The sequence below is a fragment of the Nocardioides dubius genome (assembly GCF_039528155.1).
In the GTDB taxonomy this organism is placed as follows: domain Bacteria; phylum Actinomycetota; class Actinomycetes; order Propionibacteriales; family Nocardioidaceae; genus Nocardioides; species Nocardioides dubius.
Window position 1 is genome coordinate 144,285 of record NZ_BAAALG010000006.1, and the last position, 986, is coordinate 145,270.

At 68.0% G+C, this 986-nt stretch carries 1 protein-coding gene; it reads right to left on the reverse strand.

Annotated elements, in window-relative coordinates:
- On the reverse strand, positions 1-986 hold a 986-nt coding region (locus ABD151_RS08145; RefSeq protein ID WP_343993141.1), incomplete at both ends, for a hypothetical protein.

The following is a 986-nucleotide window of genomic DNA, read 5'->3' on the forward strand; positions in this document are numbered from 1 at the left end:
ATCACCACACCCGATGTCGATCACCGTCCCCGGCATCTCCGCACGCGCATTCACGAACTCGAAGAACGACGAACCCGACCCATACGCCGTCCGCGCATAGAAATTCGCCCAGTAGGCCTTGGTCCGCTGCTCGACGGTGAGCCGACCGTCGGCGGCGGCGTCGGTGCGGCTGAGTGCCCAGTTGAAGCCGGGCTTCGGCTGGCGCCAGTCGTCGCCGTACAGGTGGGCGACCATCTTCTCGGCGTTCAGCGGGCGCAGCACCTTGCCACCGGCGAAGTCGACCTCCTCGGTGCCCTGCCAGTCGTCCTCGGTGAACGGCGTGGTGCCGGCAACGCCCCACGGGATGCGCAGCTTGCCGGCCTCGTTGAACCACATGTGGAACAGGTCGATGCGCTGGTCGGTCTCCGGGTCGTGCAGGTGGATGCAGTTCACCCGCAGGTCCACCGAGAAGCCGACCTCGATCAGGTCGAGCGCGATCTGCACGAGCTCCTCGGCCGCCTCCGGACCCGTCCGCTTGTTGGAGACGTAGGCGCAGTCGAAGTCGTCGTCGTGCCCGATCGGCCCGCCCTCGCGCACCGAGCCCAACAGGCTCCCGTAGAAGACGATGGCGTCGTAGCCGTGCTTCTCGGCCAACACCTCACGGGTCTGCTCATACATGTCGATCGCCTTCTCCTGCCATGAACTGTCGAGATCCTTCGAGAGCGTCAGCCGCCCGGTCTTGGCCAGCTTGTAGCCGCTCTTGAGCCGGCGCCGCAGCTGCTGCGGGGTGCGCTTGCCCTCCTTGGCCGGGTGGAGGTAGAGCCCGTGCCAGGCGATCGGCAGCGGCACGCCGCCGACCCGGATGCTGACCTTGGTGGTGCACTTCATGAAGCGCCACAGGCCACGCACCTGGAAGCTGAAGACCCGGACCTCCTGGCCCGAGTTGCGGGTCCCGTCCTCGGGACCGGCGATGCCGCGCGGGCGGTCGGCGCCGCCGGCGGCTCGAT